Source organism: Rhodococcus sp. 06-156-4 (assembly GCF_002259345.1).
In the GTDB taxonomy this organism is placed as follows: domain Bacteria; phylum Actinomycetota; class Actinomycetes; order Mycobacteriales; family Mycobacteriaceae; genus Rhodococcoides; species Rhodococcoides fascians_E.
In genome coordinates this window covers 234,192-251,922 of record NZ_NPGB01000008.1, presented here as the reverse complement: position 1 = coordinate 251,922, position 17,731 = coordinate 234,192, and the positions used below count along the sequence as shown (strand labels likewise).

Here is a 17,731-nt window from a genome sequence, read left to right as displayed (position 1 = left end):
TCCAGGTGTGGAGGCAGGCCGGGGGGTCAGTCTAGCCGAGGCAGTGTGGCACCGGTCATGGCGCTACGGTGGAGACCGAGCACCAGGCCACAACCACAGAACTGCACGGGAGCACAGTGACACCGTTCGTCCTGCACTGCGGAAACCCTCCGCTGCCGATCTCGCTGACGGATGTGCCACTGACGTCGGCGTCGGAGATTCCCACCAACGACGAGTGCGACGCCCTCCTGGCCGACGCCGCCGGGTCACCTGGCCCGCGGGTCATCGTCCTCGGCGGCGACGCGTCCCTCGCGGCCGTGTTGACGAGGTTGATGCGTACCGATCGCCTCGACGTCGAAGTCGCGTTCGTTCCCGAGTCGGCGACGGCCGCGGGGCATGTCTACCGCCTCGGAACGGGGTCGCGGGCCGCGAAGGTTGCCATGACGGGCACGGCGTCGCCGACCCCGCTGATCCGTGACGACGCAGGCAAGGCCGTGGTCGGCCGGGCCGTCGTACACGGTACTTCCGGGCGTTCGCTCGAAGGTGAGGCCTACGTCGACGACACGAAGTTGTTCTCCGGCACGGCGCATGCCGTCGAGATCGTCCCGACGCCGAACATGCCCGGGCTCAAGGCCCGCGTCACCGGGGGCCGACGCCTGCTTCCGCATCGGTGGGCCCACGGCCGCGCCATGCAGCTCGGAGCGTACGCGGCGAGTCTGACTCGCGACGGCGTGCCCGGCGACCGAGAAGTGAAGCGATCGACGTTCTATCGCCATCACGTGGAGTGGTTGCTGGTCCGGTGAGCATCCCCCTGCGGCGTCGACGCGTACGCCCGAGCCCGGTCTTCCTGGCCGTGGTGGCTGCTGCGGTGGTCGGCGGTGTCGTTGCGTGGACTGCACAATCGCCAGCCGACGTCTCGGCACGGATAGGGGTGTTCGTCCTCGTCCTGGCCGGGTGGATCGTGACGGTGTGCCTGCACGAGTTCGGTCACGCCTACACCGCGTTCCGGGCCGGTGATCGCGAGGTCGAGCTGCGCGGTTACCTGACGTTGAACCCGCTGAAGTACAGCCATCCGCTGCTGTCGATCGTGCTGCCGGTGGTGTTCATCGCGATCGGCGGAATCGGTCTTCCCGGCGGCGCGGTGTATCTCCGCACCGGAATGTTCGAGCCGAGGATCCAGCGCAGGATCGCTCTTGCCGGGCCCTGTGCGAATCTTGTGTCCGCCGTGGTTCTGCTGGTCGTGATTCGCGTCTGGGGAACGGGTTCGGATCATCGCGCGTTCTGGTGGGGCTTGAGCTTCTTGGCGTTTCTGCAGGTCATGGCCACGGTGCTGAATCTTCTTCCGGTTCCCGGTCTCGACGGCTACGCCGCGATCGAGAACAACCTGTCCCACGACACCCGCCGAGCGCTGGCCAACTTCAAGCCGTACGGCATTCTGATCCTCGTCGCATTCCTGTTCGTGCCCCAGGTCAACATCGTGTTCTTCGACGCCATCTACTGGATGTTCGGACTTTCCGGAGTCCCCGACATCTATGCGCAGTACGGCAACTACCTCATGCGGTTCTGGCTCTGACTTCCAGATCGTCCGCAGCCACCGCCCGTCCGTCGGTGCTCCTGACCTCCACCTGAACCCGGCCGTTGCCGTCCGTCACCACCAACGGTCCACGGCCGGACTGCAGGTGTTTGTCTCCCCACTGCATCAGTCCGAGCACGACGGGCAGCAGATCGTCACCCATTTCGGTCAGCAGGTACTCGTACCGTGTCCGCTGGCCCGGATCTCGGTAGGGCGACTTCACGAACAGTCCGGCCTCCGTCAGTTCTTTCAACCTCGCCGACGCCACCGCCTCGGTGATCCCGACGCGTGAAGCGAACTGATCGAATCGTGTTGCCCCGTAATACGCCTCACGCAGAATGAGAACGGCCGAGCGTGTGCCCACGACACCCATTGCCTTGTCGATCGAGCAGTGATTCGCCGTCCACGAATCACGGTCGGCGAGGGGGCCCGACAATGTCATCGCTGTCATGCCCCGAGACTACCCTGACTTCGGTCGAATGCAGTCAGGAGTTTCGCGACGCCATCTCCGACGCCACCCGGTGCAGCGCCCGCCGCAACGCCACCGGTTCCAGCACTTCGACGCCACCTCCCAGCGTCGTCAACTGCCCCAGGGCGACGTCGAACGTCTCGAGCCGCAGATCGACGGTCGTCCACCCGTCGACGTCGGCGCCAGGGAGTGCCGGAGTTGCTTCACGACCGACGACAGCAGGGAGAATGCGAACAGCATTCGCGGACAACCTGACTCGACAATCGAAGGTCAGCAGTACCCGATCGAACTTCGACGCCGATTCCGCCCACCATCGAGCGAGATCGAAGCCGTCGGGCCTGGCCACCGGTTCCGTCCGCGTCCGAGCACCCTCGGCTCGGTCGACACGATACGACAGGACGGCGTCTCCCCGGGCGGCGACGAGGTACCAGACGCCCGCCTTGGCCACCAGTCCCAGCGGGGCGACGGTGCGCGTCGAGCCCCGATAGTCGAGATCGAGCTGCCGACCCGCCAACACAGCCGCGCTGATCACCTTCAGATGCGGCGACGGTTCGACGTCGGTGAACCAGCCCGGGGCGTCGACGTGCAACCGCTCACGCCATATCTGGGCGCCGGCGCGCAACGGCAATGGGAGCGCACCCAGCAGCTTGGTCTCGGCCGCAGCCGTGACGTCGGCCAGCCCCAGATCTGCAGCCACGGACGGCACGCCGAGCAACATCAACGCCGAGGTCTCGACACCGGACATGCCGGACAGCTTCGACTGCCATCCGTCCAGGAGCCGCACTCCCCCACCCGGTCCGGACTCGGTCCAGAGCGGGACCCCGGCGTCGAGCAACGCGGTTATATCGCGGTAGATGGTGCGCACCGACACTCCTGCTTCGTCGGCCAGCGCCTGTGCGGTCGTCGCACGGCCGTGCTGGAGGGACAGCATCAACTGCAACAGCCGCGAGGAACGCACACCGCCGATATTACTGACAGAAGGTGTCAGTGATGTGTCCGCATACTGCTGCCATGACGACATGGAAAGACTTCGAGTCCGCGGCACCCGCCCTGGCGAACGGGGTGGCGGCACGGTTCTCCGCCAACAAGCACCATGTGCTCGCAACGCTTCGACAGGACGGGTCTCCGCGGGTCAGCGGGACAGAAGTGGAATTCGCCGACGGCGGCGTGCTGCGCCTGGGGTCGATGCTCAACGCACTCAAAGCCAGAGATCTGCAACGGGATCCACGCTTCGCCCTGCACAGCAACCCCGGCCACCATTCGATGGAAGGCGGCGACGCGAAAATCGCGGGCACAGCCGTCGAACTCACCGACCCCGATGCACTGCAGAAGATCTTCGACGCAGCACCACCGGAACTGACGCCCTACAACGTCTTCGATCTCGACATCACCGAGGTGGTGCTGACCTCACTCGTCGACGATCACATGCAGATCGAGCTGTGGCGACCGGGAAGCCCGGTGAAGACGTTCACCAAGTGAGTTCGTTCTTGCACGCAGATCCCTGGGAGGACGGCTCGACCTGCACGGTCGCGTGGTCCAGACCGTAGGCCGCGAGCACCGTTTTGGCGCGATCCAGCAGAACCGGGCCGGAGCCGTCGCATTCGAGGTGCACGGTCGCGACGTCCATACCCGTGGTGAGGGTCCAGACGTGCAGATCGTGCACACCGACCACGCCGGGTAGGGCAGCAAGATCGGCTTCGACGGCCTCGACGTCGACGTGACCCGGGCTCGCCTGAGTCAGGATGCGCAGCGCGGAGCCCGCCAGCTTGATGGCCCGCGGAATCACCCACAGCGAAATCAGGACACCGACCACGATGTCCGCCCACGTCCATCCGAACACCACCATCACCAGGCCTGCGACGAGGACACCGACGCTGCCCACAGCGTCGGCGAGCACCTCCATGTAGGCACCGCGCACGGCGATGCTGTCCTTCGCGTCGCCGCGAATCAGCACCATGACGACCAGATTGGCGACCAGACCTGCGGCCGCGGTGACGATCAGCGCAAGACCGGGGATCTCCGGCGCGTCGCCGATTCGATCGATCGCCTCGTACATGATGAACGCGGCGACACCGAGGAGCAGAACAGCATTGGCGATGGCCGTCAGGACTTCCGCACGATGCCAGCCGAACGTGCGTGCAGCGGCGGCACTTCCCTTACGGGCCAGAAGGAGGGCCACGAGACCCATCGACATTCCGAGAACATCGGTGAGCATGTGGCCGGCGTCGGCCAGCAAGCCCAGGGAGTCGATGATCAACGCGACCGTCGCCTCGAGGATCAAGAAGACCACGAGAATGGCCAGTGCAATCACCATGTTGCGGATCCGCTTGGTGGACGGTCCGGCCGTTCCACCTGAGGCCGGTATGCCGTGACTGTGCCCGTGCCCCGCGCCCATCACTTCCCCTTCCGTCGATGCCGACCTCACCATATGCGTACATACGCATATGTGCAATGGTCTCGACAGGGTCAGAACAGGTCCGGCGTGACCTCCGGTTTCGCGACGGTAGGCGGAAGCGTCGCCAGCGCAGAAATACGTTTCAGACCCGCAACCTGGAGGAAATCGACGATGATCGACCGCAACTGCGCGAGCACCACCGTTGCCGACAGGCCCGCATCGGAGATCAACTCGGGCTTCGCGCCTGCAGCCACCGCGCGCAGAACCCTCGCCGCTTCCGCGGCATCCGGCTGACGGCCCGGATCTGCCAGCACCATCCGGCGCAACACATCCGTTGCCTGAGCCAGCTTCTCCACCTCGTCGACGACCCGAGGATCGAGAATCTCGTCGTCCCGCACCAGCGTCAACGAGCGACGCGCCAACACACGAATGTTGCGAATCGCGTTGTCGATCGGATCGGCCGTCTTCTCCAGACCCGCCAACCTGTTCCGATGACCCCAATACAACGGAGAGATCCGCGCGATCTCCCGACCACCCTTCAGGTTCGTGCGCAACGCATCGATGTCCGACTGGGTGGCGCGAGCCTTCTTCAAAGCCTCCTCGATGGGCTTCGGATCGTTGGCCACCAACCCGTCGGCCACCTTCTGCAACACATCCGACGCGATACCGAGCACCCGCGCCGCGTCCTTACGCGCCCGCCACACCGGATGCGTCGGAATGAGCGCCACGATCGCGATGCCCACCAGACCACCGGTCAATGCGTCGACCATTCGGTCGATCCCACCCGAATCGCCAGGAGGAATGAGCGTCGCGACCAACACAGCCGACGAACCCGCCTGCATCGCGATGATCGGACCACCGTCGAGGAACACCGCCGTCGACATCGCGAGCGCAACCACCAGCGCGATCTGCCACGGCCCACTGCCGATCGCCGAAATGATCAGGTCACCGACACCGATCCCGACCGTGACACCGACCACCAACTCAGCGGACCGGCGCATTCGCGCGCCCAACGACACACCGAGCGACACGACAGCAGCGATCGGCGCGAAGAACGGATGAGCATGACCGACGATGTCCGTCGCGACGAACCACGCGACACCCGCCGCCAGCGCACACTGAACGATCGGCAACAACGACAGCTGCAACCTCGCCCGGCCCGCCCTCACACGGGCCCTACCCCGCCGAGCCGTCGGACGCAGCGTCGTTACAGCAGGATCAGCCGAGCCCGAGAGCTTCCGCAGCCTTGGGATCACTGTCTTCGAGGAGGTCGAGGCACCGCGCGTACTCGTCGTTCTCGCCGATCTCACGCGCAGCCTTCGCGAGAACAGCGACGCAGCGGAGGAATCCTCGGTTGGGCTCATGGCTGTACGGGACCGGCCCGAATCCCTTCCATCCGTTGCGGCGGAGCTGATCGAGCCCGCGGTGATACCCCGTGCGCGCATAGGCGTACGCAGTGATGGTCTGACCCGCGTCCAACGACGCCTCGGCCAAATATGCCCAGGCGATCGACGCCGTCGGATTCTCCGCCGCGACCTTCGCCGGATCCTCGTGGTTGAGCAGTGCGGACTCTGCCTCGTCGTCGCCGGGCAGAAGCGTCGGCTGCGGTCCGAGCAAGTCACCGAATGAAGTCATGGGGACCATTGTGCCCTCCACGCAATGCTCCTGTGCCCTCCACCCGGTGGTCCCGCGTCCAGCGCTCTCGAGCCCGACACTCGCCTCGCCTGCAACCGGCCACCCACCCTCGGCCACTAGGCTTTCGTTTTCGAAAGAGTCGAAGAATGAAGTAGGGAGCACCAGGTGTCGGAGAAGGACGAAACGAAGTCGGAACCCGACACGTCGGACAGCACACCCACCCCGCCGAAACTCCCCGACGCCACGCCTCAGGACAAGGACGCCACGCCTCAGGACAAGAAAGACGCCGAGGCTTCCCAACCCGACGCGTCGGAGGCCGAGACGACCGCGATTCCTACCGTCGAGCCACCTGTCAGGCCTGCGCCGCGACCCCACGCTGTACCGCAGCGCATTCCGGCTCGCGGGGAGGTTCCCCGTCCGGCTCAACAAACCGCCGGACCGTCGACGGCGCGTCCGACGCCCCAGCCCGTACCTCAGCAGACCGGTCCTCGTCCGCAGCCTTCTGGTCGCTCCGCAGGCTCCGCTCCGGCGCGGAAGACGAGCAAGCGCTGGCTGGGCGCCCTGGCCGCTGCCGTCGTCGTGATCGTCGCAGTCGGTGCCGCCGCGTTCTTCTATCTGGCGCGTGACGGCGGCGAGAATTCGCCGGAGGCGCAGATCAGAACATCGGTCACGTCGTTCACCGAGGCGTTGGCGAGCGGGGACCTTGCGACGCTGAGATCGTCGTCGTGCGGGGACCTGGCGACGTATTACCGGGACATCCCGGATGCGGAGTTCGCGGACGTGCACCGCGTCGCCGTCGAACAGGGGAACGTGCCGGTGATGGAAGGCATCGATGCCGTTCAGATCACCGGAGACACTGCAATCGCGCAGATCATCGCGTACACCGAAGCGAATCCGAACGAGCGGTCACCTCGGACGTTCGATCTGCGGCTGGAAGACGAAACCTGGAAGGTCTGCTGACCCTCGTGGGAGTGGAGACAGACCCTGGCCTACCGGGAGCGGAGCCTGCGGAGTGATCCGCGGGCTCCGCTCCACTCGCGTGGGTCAGCCAGCGCTTACGCTGCGACCTGCGGATTTGAGGTCGTTGCACGCCTCGATGACACGGGCGGTCATACCGGCCTCGGCCTTCTTGAGGTAGCTACGCGGGTCGTAGGCCTTCTTGTTGCCGACCTCGCCGTCGACCTTCAGCACACCGTCGTAGTTGCTGAAGAAGTGTCCTGCGATGGGGCGGCTGAATGCGTACTGGGTGTCGGTGTCCACGTTCATCTTCACGACGCCGTAGTCCAGAGCCTCTTCGATCTCGCTTTTCGCCGAGCCCGATCCACCGTGGAACACGAAGTCGAACGGCTTGGAACCGGCAGCGAGGCCGAGCTTCTCCGACGCCACACGCTGGCCGTCGGCAAGGACGGACGGCTTCAGCTTCACGTTGCCGGGCTTGTACACGCCGTGCACGTTGCCGAACGTCGCGGCGAGCAGGTAGCGCGAACCCGCGTCGCCCGCACCGAGTGCCTCGACGGTCTTCAGGAAGTCCTCGTTGGAGGTGTAGAGCTTGTCGTTGATCTCGGCCTCGACGCCGTCCTCTTCACCGCCGACGACACCGATCTCGATTTCCAGGATGATGCGGGCAGCTGCTGCCTTGGCGAGCAGGTCCTTGGCGATCTCGAGGTTCTCGTCGATCGGGACTGCGGAACCGTCCCACATGTGCGACTGGAACAGCGGGTTGCGGCCTGCGTCGACGCGCTCCTGCGAGATGGCCAGCAGCGGACGGACGTAGGTGTCCAACTTGTCCTTGGGGCAGTGGTCGGTGTGCAGCGCGATCGTGACGTCGTACTTGGCTGCGACGACGTGAGCGAACTCGGCCAGCGCTACTGCACCGGTGACCATGTCCTTGACGCCGAGGCCGGAGCCGAACTCGGCACCACCGGTCGAGAACTGAATGATGCCGTCGCTTCCAGCGTCGGCGAAACCCTTGATTGCGGCGTTGATGGACTCGGAACCAACGCAGTTGATCGCTGGAAAGGCGAACTGGTGTTCCTTGGCCCGGCCAAGCATCTCGGCATAGACCTCGGGAGTTGCGATCGGCACGGCGTCATTCCTCCATGTGAAGAGATTGATTGTCCGTTGCAGTATGGCAAGCCTCCGGTGCGCCTGTCGCGGTACCCACCTGATCACTCCCGGCCCGAACGTGACTAATCGGACATCACACCGGTGGCAATTCACCAGCTGTTGTTCAGGTCGGCCCAGGTTCGGCCGGTATGGTGGGCGCCGTGAGTCTTCTTGCCGCCTCGGAATCTGTGACGACGAACCTGGCGCTCCTGCCGGGGTTTCTCGATCCAGTGAATTTGCTCAACTCGTTCGGCACCTGGGTGCTGGTCGGGTTGCTGCTCGTCGTCTTCATCGAATCGGGGCTGCTGTTTCCGCTACTCCCGGGTGACTCTCTCCTCTTCACCGCCGGCCTCATCGCCGCATCGAAGTCCGACGAGATCCCGCCGTTCGCGCCCATCGGCGTCCTTCTGATCACGATCCCGATCGCCGCCATCGCGGGCGACCAGGTCGGATACTTCATCGGACGCAAGGGTGGAGCTGCGCTGTTCAAGTCGAACGACGCGAAGTTCTTCAAGAAGAAGTACATCGACGAGTCGCACGCGTTCTTCGAGAAGCACGGCCCGATCACGATCATCCTGGCGCGCTTCGTCCCGATCGTGCGTACGTTCGCGCCGGTGGTCGCAGGCGCCTCGCACATGAAGTACTCGATCTTCGTGACGTACAACGTCGTCGGCGGCATCCTGTGGGGCTCAGGCGTCACCATGCTCGGCTACCTGCTCGGACAGATCCAGTTCATCCGCGACAACGTCGACTACATCTTCCTGCTGATCGTCTTCGTCTCGGTTCTGCCCATCGTCATCGAGGTCGGCAAGCGCATGGTCCGAGCCCGCAAGACACCGCTCTCGGAGGCCGCAGACGCCATCGAGACCCAGCAGGACCGTCCGAGCGCTTAAAGTGCGGGTGTTGCAACCGTGATCGAGGCAATGGGTCAGTTCGGCCCACTGGAAACCGCAGGCCCGCTCGTGGTGTGGCTCGTGGTGGTGACCTTCGTCTTCATCGAATGCGCCGTCATCATCGGCTTGTTCCTTCCCGGTGACTCCATGCTCATCACCGCCGGAATCGTCATGGCCACCCATGCATCGGGCACCGGCCACATATGGGCGTTGTCCGTCGGCGCGATGATCGCGGCCATCGCAGGCAACCAGGTGGGGTACGTCATCGGGCACCGCACCGGTTCCACACTCGTCGCGCGCAAGAACGGCAAGTACCTCAACACCAAGAACCTGCACAAGGTGAACCTGCTGCTGGAGAAGCACGGTTTCTGGGCCGTGCTCGTCGCCCGCTGGATTCCCTGGGTGCGGACGCTCTGCCCGATGGTCGCGGGCGCAGCCAAGATGAACCATCGCCGCTACACGATCGCCAGCACGCTCGGCGCGATCATCTGGGCGCCGGTTCTACTGCTGGCAGGGTTCTACTTCGGTAGCTTCCTCGACATGGTGCCGTGGCTGCTGCCCGCGGTTCTGATCGGGATGATCGTGCTTCTGGTCTTCGGCACCGGCGTCGGCATCTGGCAGTACCGCAAGGAAATGTCGAAGCCTTCCGAGACCATCGAGGTCGAAGAAGTCCTCGAATAACTCAGTCCTTACGGGCGACGACGAAGATGCGTCGGAACGGAAACAGCGTTCCCGACGCGGTCGACGGGTACGCGTCGCGCAGGAGGTCTCGATACTGTTCGACGAACACCGGCCGGGTCTCGTCGTCGAGTGCATCCAGGACGGGCCGCAGGCCCGTTCCCGTCACCCACCGCAGCACCGGGTCCTCGCCCTGCAGAACGTGGACGTAGCTGGTCTCCCACGCGTCGACGGTCAATCCCGCGTCGAGCATCGCCGACGCGTACTGCTCGGCGGGGTCGACGCTGCCACCTCCGCGTAGAACGCCGCTCAGAGTCGACGCCCACTCGTCGGATTCCGCGAGGCGACGCATCAGGACGTGAGAGGGAGCGTCGAAGTTGCCCGGAACCTGGAAGGCAAGGGTGCTGGACGCGCCCAGTTGCGATGCCCACGTCGCCAGGAGCTCTCGGTGGTGAGGCACCCACTGCAGGGCCGCATTGGACACGACGACGTCCACGCCGGTCGCGTCGAAATCGGAGATGTCTCCTTGCCGGATGGTCACGCCGGCGGGCAGATCCGACGGTTGGTCGGCCACCATCTCGGCCGACGAGTCGAGTCCGGTGATGTGGGCCGTCGGCCACCGCTGTGCCAGCGTGGCGGTCTGTACACCGGTGCCGCATCCGAGGTCGACGACGGTATCGGGTGATTCGTGTCTGATCCGAGCGACCAGTTCGTAGTACGGACGAGTCCGCTCGTCCGCGTAGTGCCCGTATATCGTCGGATTCCACGAAGTCCCCATAGCCAGTACCTTAGCTAACGAAAGCCTGCGTCCGCCACGGTGTACGCGGCCTCCATCAACATCCAGCCGCTCAGCTGCACCGCGAAATCGCGCTCGGGCACCGCCGACGAACGCACCGTTCCGCCGCTGAACTTCGCCACCGAATGCCCGGGCCCGGGAAGCGTGGCCTGCGATTCCCACGCTGCACCGAAGAGTGGATGATCCTCGACTTCCAGGCGGTTCTCCCATGCCGCCTCCGCCGACGCGAGCACGATCGACGCGGCCAGTGCGCGGGTGGACCGATCGTCGTCGCTGTCGCCGGGCAACGTCGTCGCAACCAACGCCAGGTAGCGGGCCAGGATGCCGTCGAACAAACCGCCGTCGCCGCCTCCCCCTCCAACGATCACCAGGTCACGACACAGCCGATCGTCCACCGCCGTCACCAGCGCGTGCACCCGGGCACGATGACGCGGACCCCCCAGCCGCACCGCAAGTTCCGTTTCGATGCCCAGCACCACACCCTGGCAGTAGCTGTAGATCGCACGATCGAGCACGTCACCGGTACGAATGCCGTCGAAGATCAGACCCGTCTCGGGATCCTTGAGCGTGACGTCCATCCAATCGGCCATGGCTTGCGCTCGCCACAACCGGCCCGTCCGGGCCAGCAGAATCGAGGCGGGTCCGTTGGCCGGGGCGTTGTAGAAATCGTCGCCCCTGCGCCAGGGGATGCCGCCTCCTGCCTGCGGAGACCATGCGTCGAAGAGCTCCATCTCGATCTTCTGGATCCCGACGCGGTTGCCGACGGCATGCAGCCGCTGGGCCCGTTCGAGAGCAAGCCCGAGCCAGGCCATGTCGTCGTAATAGTTGTTGGTCCAGCCGGTGATGTTTCGAATGCGGTGCGCACGAGCAATTTTGGTCACTCGGCGGCGCCGCTTGGCGGTGGGCTCGCGGCTCGCTGCATCGACCGCACAATCGAGCAGGTGCGCCTGCCACCAGTAATGCCACTTCAGGAACAGTCGCTCCCGCCGAACAGGCGGCCACGCCACGACGCCGAGCGCCGTACCGGGCAAGCCCCACAATCGACGCACGTGTCGCGCGACGACGGCCCCCTCCGCAGCGTCCGCGCGCTGCGCCCATAGCTCCTGCATGATCGGCAATCCTGCCACTTGCCCGGGGGCGAAGCACAAACAGTCAGGGCCAGGCTTGTGACAAGTCGGCATGACGCCGGATCCACGAGTGCATGGCGATTCCGGCGGCGACGCCCGCGTTGATGCTGCGAGTGGACCCGAACTGCGCGATGGACACCGTCATCGACGCGCCGTTGCGTGCATCCTCGGTCACCCCAGGCCCCTCCTGCCCGAACAGCAGCAGGCAATCCCTCGGAAGTTCCGCGGTCTCGATCGGCACCGAACCCGGCGTGTTGTCGACCGCGACGACCGTCAGACCCTCGGCGGCGGCGTAGGCGAGGAGGTCGTCGACGGTGTCGTGGTGGTGGATGTGCTGGTATCGATCGGTGACCATCGCGCCGCGCCTGTTCCAGCGGCGCCGCCCGACGATGTGAACCGCCTGCGCGGCAAACGCATTGGCGGTGCGCACGACCGTCCCGATGTTCGCGTCGTTGGCGAAGTTCTCGATTGCGACGTGCAGCGAATGACGCCTCGTGTCGATGTCGGCGACGATGGCCTCCCGCGTCCAGTAGCGGTAGGCGTCGACGACATTGCGCCGGTCACCGGCGTCGAGCAGCTCGGGATCGAACTGCGGTCCCGTCGGCCGGGGTTCGTCGTGGTGCTGTTCCCACGGTCCGACGCCGTTGGGGTTGTCTCCCCACTCGGTCGGACCTGGTACATCGATGTCGCTCAATAGATTTCGTTGCTGTCGGCGGCGATGCGGAAGCCGTGACCGGTCTCGTCGTTGGTGCACGAGATGCCGCCGGCCGTCGACTCGCAGGAGTACCCATCGGCGTTGATGACCTGCCCGACTGCGAGCGGAGGATCGATCGTTTCGCCGCCCGAGGTGTACACCGCACCACCGGAACACATGAACTCGGCCTCACCCTCGTTGGTGACCCGAATGCCGTTGCCCCAGCTGATCATGCAGTCCTCGGGCCGCGGAGGAACCGGCGACGTCGTGCCCTGGCAGCCCGCTTCGGTACGGCTGGCCAGCGTGACGATCCCGCACTGGAACAACCCGTCCGGCGAGGAGAAGTAGTACGCACCGTCGAGTGCCGCGTACGTCGTCTGCGGCGGCGCGGGCTCGGGTGCGGGTTCCGGCGGGGGCGGCGGCGGGGCTTCGGTGGACGGCGGCGGCAACACCGGTTCCACCGTCATCGTCGGCGGCGCGACGGTTGTCGTCGTGGTAGCCGGTGCGGACGTCGCATCCGCACCGGATTCGCTACCGCACGCGGACAGTACGGCCACGATCGCCACCGATGCTGCCAGTACCGAACGCTTCTTCAAGCGCGCTCTCGCCATGAAAGAACCCGACCCCACTTTCGCTCATCATGTTGCAGAGCGACCCTACCGGCGAACCGAAACCCGTGCCGTTCGGTGGTGCGTGGCAGGGGTCGATGGGTCGAGCAGGATCAGGTGTGGCTCAGGCGGCGGTTGACTTCGCGGGTGAGCCAGGCCGGCGAGAACCTGGATCCGAGCGACAACGCCTTGGACTGCAATCCGACCGGGAAGTGAACCTTGCGCAGTGCCTTGTTCCGCCGCAGTCCCTTCGCGGGGCGGGTGGCGTCGAAGATCGCCTGGGATACATCGTCGGCGGTGAGTTTGATGCCGAGCGAGTTGGTCGTTCCGGTGGAGACGCCCTGAGTCATCGCGGTCTGAACGAAGAGCGGCCACATGGCCTTGACGGAAATGTCGTACTTGGCCCACTCGAGATCGAGCGCCTCGGTGACACCGCGTACGGCGAACTTCGTCGCGCCGTAGGTGACCAGCTCCGGCTGACCATAGATGGCCGACGCCGAGCACAGGTTCACGACCTGGGCGTTTCTGGTTGCCTTGAGGTAGGGGAACGCAGCGAGAGTGCCGTACACGACGCCGTTGAAGTTGATGTCGATCTGACGCTTGTGCACCTCGAGCGGCATGTCCTCGAACTGGCCCGCGACGAGGATGCCTGCGTTGTTGACGAGGACGTCGAGCCGGCTGTGGGCCTCGGCGTCGAACTCCTTCAACCGAGCCTCCCACTGCTTGGGGTCGGTGACGTCCAGGGTTCCCGTCACGACGCGTCCGCCGGCGGAGGTGATCTCCTTACCGAGCGACGCCAACCCGGTTTCGTCGATGTCGTAGGCCCCGACGAGGTATCCGGAGCGAGCGAACTTCAGAGCAGTGGATCGTCCGATCCCGGCAGCAGCGCCGGTGATGAACACAGTTGGTGTAGACACCTCGACAGAATAGGCGTTACCAGGGTTATCGGTAAGACCTCCGACAACTTTTCAGGGCTATTCTGGACGTGGCCTGTAGGAGATGTGGGTGAATCACAAACGAACTTTGCGCGCGATAGTAGTCGTCACAGTAGGCTACGTCGCCGTCCTGGCGGTGTGGGCGCTGTGGTTCCGACCGTCGGCGCCCCCGGGAACCCTGCCTTACCAACTTGCCGCTCTGATCGCCGGTTTCGGAGCTGCGCTCGGCCTGTCCATGCTGGTGGCGAACCGACGGACCGCCGAACAGCGACAGATCGCCCGCAACGGCGTCGAAGGTTGGGCCACCATCGAGGAAGTGCACCCACTCGACGACACCCGAAGCGAACTTCAACTGCAGTTCACCGTGCCCGGCTCGGAGTCGTTCTCCGGCCGCATCGTCTACGCCATCCCTCGCTCGGAGATCTCGAGGTTCGCCGAAGGCGCAGTCGTGCCGATCATGGTCGATCCGGACGACCACCACCGCGTTCTACTTCTTCCGAGACAGACCTTCGACGAGGAATAGCTGAGCCACCGCGTAGGTCGCGAGAATCACTCCCTCCGCCGCTCGCCGATGCGACTCCGTGGTCAACAGCAGCCGCCGAGCCACGATCAACGCGTCGGACACCGTGAAGAGCACACCGCCGAGAGCGATTCTCGACGCCGGATCCGCACCGGGAACGACGACGCCGGCCGCCGTTCTCGCGCCGGGCACGAGCGTCGGGTCCGCGGCAAGCGTCGACATCGATGCCAGCGTCAGTCCGTACGCGCCGAGGCCGGGTGCGACGTCGGGCGAACGCGTTGCCATCGACACGACCGCGAGAAGCCAGCCCGCCGCTCGCGGCGCCGCCGCCGATACGGTGACGCGTGCACCTCGAGCGCGAAGAAGCCCGCAGTAGCACCCCTGCATCACAGCGAACGAGGCCGCGCCGTGCAGGATCCGCGAATCGTCGTCCGGGTCGAGTAGAAGAACGTCGCCGACGGTTGCTGCGGTGAGCGCCAGACCCAGCGTCGACGCAGGCTTGGGCAACCCCGCCATCAGCGATGGAGCGATCAACGGCTTCGCGAAGCGATGCAGTCTGTCTGCGCCGAGGACCGCTCCGAGCACCGTGGCTGCCGACGCCGAGGCGAACGCCGTTCTGGACAACGTCGAGCGGTTCATCGAGGCACTCCGAGTTCGTCGACCAGACCATTCGTTGAACTAACCAATTGTGTGATGCTGGCCCCTTCGCCTTGATTCAGGGCTGTACACCTTGTCATCGTTGGAAGGTAAACACACGATTCGACACGTTGGGACGACAATGCGCAGGAAACACACCGATGATCGTAGGGCGACCATGGAAGGTCTCGCCTACGCTTCGAACCCGCTGCTCCGTCGCTCCGACCGCATCCAGGCACGGCTGAAGACCATCCTCACCACCCTGACGATTCTGATGCTTCCCGTTGCTGCGTGGCTCGCGATGACGACGCTGTCGTTCCAGAACGAGCAGGTCTCCGCGCAGCAGTACACCCGGCACGCCGTCACCGCCGAGACCGTGTCCGTCACTCCCCCCTCGCCGCTCGTTCAGTCCGACTTCAGCTCGCAGAGCAGCTCCACCGTCGACGCCACCTGGACGTACCAGGGCGTCGAGCACACCGGCCAGGTGTCCGTCGTGAGCGGCTCGCCGGTGGGTACCGAAGTGGATATCTGGGTCGACGACAACGGCATCCGAGCATCACAGCCACTGTCGAATTCCGACGCCATCGCCGCCGCCGCCTTCACGGGCATCGGCAGCCTGTTCCTGGCCGGACTCCTTTTCTACGGCATTTACTCCGCCACCCGGTTCCGCCTCGACAACAAGCGCGACGCGGACTGGGACCTCGCCATCAAGAACTTCATGGACGAGAACAGCCTGAGCTGAACGTCGTACCTACGTGAAAGTCCCGGCCACACGGCCGGGACTTTTTCGTTTCCATCGCCGGTTTGCAAATATAGTTAGCTTATGTAAGCTTATGGGAGTGCAGCAACCGTCTTCCGATCAGCATCTCCGCGACCTGCTCTCCGAGCTGGTCACGGGATCGTCCCGGTTCGTTCGCCTCGCCGCGCACTTCGGCTCCGACGAGTGGCCCAAGGCCTGGATGCGAGCGCTGTCCCTCCTCGAGGAATACCAACCCCTACGAGTCAGCGACTTCGCTCGCCTCGATCGCTGCTCGCAGCCGTCGGCGACGTCGCTGCTGGGAAAGCTCGCCGCAGCCGGGCTCGTCGAACGCACGACCGACCCGAGCGACTCGCGCGCGGTCGTCGCCCGGATGTCCGACGCCGGCGCCGAATGGCTGGCCGCCGGACGACGCCAGATCGCCGACGGCCTGCTGCCGTACCTGTCCGAACTGGACCCGGAGCAACTACAGAAACTGACCGACGGACTGAGCGAGCTTCGCAGCGTGCTCAAATCGTCGATCACGGATTGAAAGGAACCTCGTCGTGGGGAACTCAGCCGTGAGTACGAACACCGAGAGCTTGCTGAAACAGCCGAAGGCCGTGTGGGCAGTCGCTTTTGCGAGTGTCATCGCCTTCATGGGTATCGGCTTGGTCGATCCCATCCTCAAACCCATCGGCGAACAACTCGATGCGTCACCGTCCCAGGTGTCGTTGCTGTTCACCAGCTACATGCTGGTCACCGGCGTCGCGATGCTCATCACCGGCGTAGTGTCCAGCCGCTTCGGCCCGAAACGGACACTGCTGGCCGGTCTTGCCATCATCGTCGTATTCGCTGCTCTCGCAGGAGTTTCCGGATCAGTCGGTGAGATCATCGGGTTCCGCGCCGGCTGGGGTCTCGGAAACGCGTTGTTCATCGCAACTGCGTTGTCGACGATCGTCGGTGCCGCATCGGGAGGCGTCGCGCGCGCGATCATCCTGTACGAAGCAGCGCTGGGTATCGGCATCGCAACGGGACCGCTCGTCGGTGGTGTGCTCGGCGGATTCTCCTGGCGTGGACCGTTCTTCGGCGTTGCGGCGCTGATGGCCGTCGCGTTCATTCTGTTGATCGTCATGCTGCCGGACACTCCCAAGCCCGCTCACACGACGTCGATACTCGATCCGTTCCGTGCACTTCGCCACCGCGGACTGCTCACCGTCGGCATCACCGCACTTCTGTACAACTACGGTTTCTTCACCCTCCTCGCCTACACCCCGTTTCCGCTCGACATGGGCACGTACAGCATCGGTTTCATCTTCTTCGGCTGGGGCCTGTGCCTCGCCGTGGCATCGGTGTTCCTCGCCCCGAAGTTGCAGCGCGCGTACGGAACTCTGAACATGATGATGCTTTCGCTGCTCCTCTTTGCCGTCGACCTCGGAGTGATGGCCCTGTTCACCGAGAACAAGACGGTACTGATCGTCGGCACCGTCGTCGCCGGACTGTTCCTCGGCGTGAACAACACGCTCATCACCGAAACCGTGATGATCTCCGCACCCGTGGAGCGCTCGACCGCCTCGGCGGCCTACAGCTTCGTCCGCTTCGTGGGCGGCGCGGCAGCACCGTACCTCGCGGGCAAGCTGGGCGAGAGCAACGCTCATGTCCCGTTCTGGGTCGGCGCGGTCTGCACCCTGCTGGCGATCGTCGTCCTGTCGACCGGCCGCAAGGTCCTCGCCCACGTCGACGATCACGACCCCGCACCTCACAGTGTCGACGAGGCCCGGGCAGTCACCGTCGGCGACTGAGATTTCTCCCGCTGGTGTTTACTTTCGTCACACCAACACCATCAGTAACAGTTGCATAACCAATTCCTTGGTAAACCCTGAGAGACCTTTCGGTCCGTTACGGTCCATGAAGCACAAGTACGTGTGCCTCACTAAAAGCATTTCCGGAT

General features: G+C 64.8%; 22 protein-coding genes. 10 read left to right on the top strand and 12 right to left on the bottom strand.

Annotated features, from left to right (window positions below; translation table 11 throughout):
- Nucleotides 1–116 precede the first annotated feature (116 nt).
- Together CH290_RS04430 and CH290_RS04425 are read left to right on the top strand one after the other, a co-directional pair.
- On the top strand, nucleotides 117–782 hold the full coding sequence (locus tag CH290_RS04430; RefSeq protein ID WP_026348269.1) for a hypothetical protein: 666 nt from the start codon (nucleotides 117–119) through the stop codon (nucleotides 780–782).
- On the top strand, nucleotides 779–1,552 hold the full coding sequence (locus CH290_RS04425) for a site-2 protease family protein (protein ID WP_026348268.1): 774 nt from the start codon (nucleotides 779–781) through the stop codon (nucleotides 1,550–1,552). Before CH290_RS04430 ends, CH290_RS04425 begins: the two co-directional genes overlap by 4 nt.
- Here CH290_RS04425 and CH290_RS04420 read toward each other — a convergent pair.
- Both CH290_RS04420 and CH290_RS04415 read right to left on the bottom strand, forming a co-directional pair.
- Nucleotides 1,533–2,003: a winged helix-turn-helix transcriptional regulator gene (locus CH290_RS04420; RefSeq protein ID WP_019667910.1), complete on the bottom strand. Its 471-nt coding sequence runs from the start codon at nucleotides 2,001–2,003 to the stop codon at nucleotides 1,533–1,535. The genes CH290_RS04425 and CH290_RS04420 overlap by 20 nt on opposite strands.
- 34 nt (nucleotides 2,004–2,037) lie before the next feature.
- Nucleotides 2,038–2,979, bottom strand: a complete 942-nt coding sequence (locus CH290_RS04415; RefSeq protein WP_019667909.1) for a helix-turn-helix transcriptional regulator — start codon at nucleotides 2,977–2,979, stop codon at nucleotides 2,038–2,040.
- 53 nt (nucleotides 2,980–3,032) lie between these two features.
- Between CH290_RS04415 and CH290_RS04410 the strand changes: the two genes are divergently transcribed.
- The gene (locus CH290_RS04410) at nucleotides 3,033–3,500 is read left to right on the top strand and encodes a pyridoxamine 5'-phosphate oxidase family protein (RefSeq protein ID WP_026348267.1); all 468 of its coding nucleotides are present in this window, start codon (nucleotides 3,033–3,035) and stop codon (nucleotides 3,498–3,500) included.
- On the opposite strand, the gene CH290_RS04405 is transcribed toward CH290_RS04410, so the two are convergent.
- From CH290_RS04405 to CH290_RS04395, 3 genes are all read right to left on the bottom strand, one after another.
- A complete protein-coding gene (locus CH290_RS04405; protein ID WP_019667907.1) occupies nucleotides 3,490–4,416 on the bottom strand; it encodes a cation diffusion facilitator family transporter in 927 nt (308 codons plus the stop codon). The genes CH290_RS04410 and CH290_RS04405 overlap by 11 nt on opposite strands.
- Before the next feature lie 71 nt (nucleotides 4,417–4,487).
- Nucleotides 4,488–5,585 (bottom strand): FUSC family protein, encoded by a 1,098-nt coding sequence (locus CH290_RS04400; RefSeq protein ID WP_019667906.1) that lies wholly within the window; start codon nucleotides 5,583–5,585, stop codon nucleotides 4,488–4,490.
- 49 nt (nucleotides 5,586–5,634) lie between these two features.
- Nucleotides 5,635–6,051 carry a DUF3151 domain-containing protein gene (locus tag CH290_RS04395; RefSeq protein WP_026348265.1) on the bottom strand — a complete coding sequence of 139 codons (417 nt, stop codon included), beginning with the start codon at nucleotides 6,049–6,051 and terminating at the stop codon, nucleotides 5,635–5,637.
- A gap of 165 nt (nucleotides 6,052–6,216) precedes the next feature.
- Between CH290_RS04395 and CH290_RS04390 the strand changes: the two genes are divergently transcribed.
- On the top strand, nucleotides 6,217–7,011 hold the full coding sequence (locus CH290_RS04390; protein ID WP_019667904.1) for an Rv0361 family membrane protein: 795 nt from the start codon (nucleotides 6,217–6,219) through the stop codon (nucleotides 7,009–7,011).
- An 84-nt stretch (nucleotides 7,012–7,095) separates the two neighbouring features.
- Here CH290_RS04390 and fbaA read toward each other — a convergent pair whose 3' ends face one another.
- Entirely contained in the window at nucleotides 7,096–8,136 is a 1,041-nt protein-coding gene (fbaA, locus tag CH290_RS04385) for a class II fructose-bisphosphate aldolase (RefSeq protein ID WP_019667903.1), read from the bottom strand.
- A gap of 170 nt (nucleotides 8,137–8,306) precedes the next feature.
- Here fbaA and CH290_RS04380 point away from each other — a divergent pair, with 170 nt between their 5' ends.
- The gene (locus tag CH290_RS04380) at nucleotides 8,307–9,050 is read left to right on the top strand and encodes a VTT domain-containing protein (protein WP_019667902.1); all 744 of its coding nucleotides are present in this window, start codon (nucleotides 8,307–8,309) and stop codon (nucleotides 9,048–9,050) included.
- Between the two features lie 30 nt (nucleotides 9,051–9,080).
- Nucleotides 9,081–9,731, top strand: coding sequence for a DedA family protein (locus tag CH290_RS04375; protein WP_033188616.1), 651 nt, complete (start codon nucleotides 9,081–9,083; stop codon nucleotides 9,729–9,731).
- Nucleotide 9,732: 1 nt separating this feature from the next.
- On the opposite strand, the gene CH290_RS04370 is transcribed toward CH290_RS04375, so the two are convergent.
- From CH290_RS04370 to CH290_RS04345, 5 genes are all read right to left on the bottom strand, one after another.
- On the bottom strand, nucleotides 9,733–10,506 hold the full coding sequence (locus CH290_RS04370; RefSeq protein ID WP_019667900.1) for a trans-aconitate 2-methyltransferase: 774 nt from the start codon (nucleotides 10,504–10,506) through the stop codon (nucleotides 9,733–9,735).
- A 14-nt stretch (nucleotides 10,507–10,520) separates the two neighbouring features.
- A complete protein-coding gene (locus CH290_RS04365) occupies nucleotides 10,521–11,633 on the bottom strand; it encodes a glycoside hydrolase family 76 protein (RefSeq protein WP_033188619.1) in 1,113 nt (370 codons plus the stop codon).
- Nucleotides 11,634–11,676: 43 nt separating this feature from the next.
- The gene (locus CH290_RS04360) at nucleotides 11,677–12,345 is read right to left on the bottom strand and encodes a TrmH family RNA methyltransferase (RefSeq protein WP_020113349.1); all 669 of its coding nucleotides are present in this window, start codon (nucleotides 12,343–12,345) and stop codon (nucleotides 11,677–11,679) included.
- Nucleotides 12,342–12,956, bottom strand: a complete 615-nt coding sequence (locus CH290_RS04355) for a DUF6636 domain-containing protein (protein ID WP_230620899.1) — start codon at nucleotides 12,954–12,956, stop codon at nucleotides 12,342–12,344. The genes CH290_RS04360 and CH290_RS04355 overlap by 4 nt, the downstream gene beginning before the upstream one ends.
- 110 nt (nucleotides 12,957–13,066) lie before the next feature.
- On the bottom strand, nucleotides 13,067–13,870 hold the full coding sequence (locus CH290_RS04345; protein WP_033188617.1) for an SDR family oxidoreductase: 804 nt from the start codon (nucleotides 13,868–13,870) through the stop codon (nucleotides 13,067–13,069).
- An 88-nt stretch (nucleotides 13,871–13,958) separates the two neighbouring features.
- On the opposite strand from CH290_RS04345, the gene CH290_RS04340 reads away from it, so the two are divergent.
- On the top strand, nucleotides 13,959–14,411 hold the full coding sequence (locus CH290_RS04340) for a hypothetical protein (RefSeq protein ID WP_027499101.1): 453 nt from the start codon (nucleotides 13,959–13,961) through the stop codon (nucleotides 14,409–14,411).
- On the opposite strand, the gene CH290_RS04335 is transcribed toward CH290_RS04340, so the two are convergent.
- Nucleotides 14,376–15,047 (bottom strand): lysoplasmalogenase family protein, encoded by a 672-nt coding sequence (locus tag CH290_RS04335; protein WP_019667893.1) that lies wholly within the window; start codon nucleotides 15,045–15,047, stop codon nucleotides 14,376–14,378. The genes CH290_RS04340 and CH290_RS04335 overlap by 36 nt on opposite strands.
- A 175-nt stretch (nucleotides 15,048–15,222) precedes the next feature.
- Here CH290_RS04335 and CH290_RS04330 point away from each other — a divergent pair, with 175 nt between their 5' ends.
- From CH290_RS04330 to CH290_RS04320, 3 genes are all read left to right on the top strand, one after another.
- Nucleotides 15,223–15,786, top strand: a complete 564-nt coding sequence (locus CH290_RS04330; RefSeq protein WP_019667892.1) for an Rv1733c family protein — start codon at nucleotides 15,223–15,225, stop codon at nucleotides 15,784–15,786.
- Nucleotides 15,787–15,877: 91 nt separating this feature from the next.
- Nucleotides 15,878–16,333, top strand: coding sequence for a MarR family winged helix-turn-helix transcriptional regulator (locus CH290_RS04325; RefSeq protein ID WP_020113344.1), 456 nt, complete (start codon nucleotides 15,878–15,880; stop codon nucleotides 16,331–16,333).
- Between the two features lie 13 nt (nucleotides 16,334–16,346).
- Nucleotides 16,347–17,582: an MFS transporter gene (locus CH290_RS04320; protein WP_019667890.1), complete on the top strand. Its 1,236-nt coding sequence runs from the start codon at nucleotides 16,347–16,349 to the stop codon at nucleotides 17,580–17,582.
- Nucleotides 17,583–17,731: the final 149 nt, after the last annotated feature.